Here is a 704-nt window from a genome sequence, read left to right as displayed (position 1 = left end):
GAGGACACCCTGCTCGACGATGTCATCGGCCTCGACGAAGCCATCGCCGCCCACACCGCGTTCAACGCCGCCCACGCCGACTACCTCGCCTCCCTCGAACGTTTCTACGACTCCCGCATCGCACGCTTCGACACCGACTCGATCCCACACTCCCTCGACGCCGACCGCATCGCCCACACCTCGACGATCAACGAACTCGCCTGCGCCACCACCACCACACCCGGAGTACTCGAATCCGCACTCAACGTGTGGTGGGGCAGCAGAACCTGCTACCGAGAACAGTTCACCGACGGCGCCATCAGCCTCGACATCCTGCGCACCATCCGAGACCACACACTCGGTGCCGCCCCGGACATCCTCGCCGCCCTCGAACCCGACATCCTCGCCGCCGCCGCACACTTCACCCGCGAACGACTCGGCCGCGAAATCGACCGCATGATCACCGCCCTGGACCCCGACTTCGACACCCGCGCCCGTAAACGCGCCGCGAACACCACCAAAAAAGTACGCCTCACCCCACTACCCCGCGGAATGGCCCGCATGTCCGCCGTCCTCGGCGCAGCCGACGCCGCCGAACTCACCGCACTCCTCGACACCGAAACCGCACGCGTATGCCCCCTGGACCCCCGCACCCTCGACACCCGCAGATCCGACGCCTTCATCGCCCTCACCCGCGGCGGACACCTCACCTGCCTCTGCGGACA

At 67.2% G+C, this 704-nt stretch carries 1 protein-coding gene; it reads left to right on the top strand.

Annotated elements, in window-relative coordinates; translation table 11 throughout:
* A partial coding sequence (locus ACODSO_RS29185) for a DUF222 domain-containing protein (RefSeq protein ID WP_489040079.1) occupies positions 1 to 704 on the top strand: 704 nt, incomplete at both ends.

It is taken from the genome of Rhodococcus sp. FG69, assembly GCF_057808915.1.
This window is presented reverse-complemented; position numbering and strand designations above follow the sequence as displayed.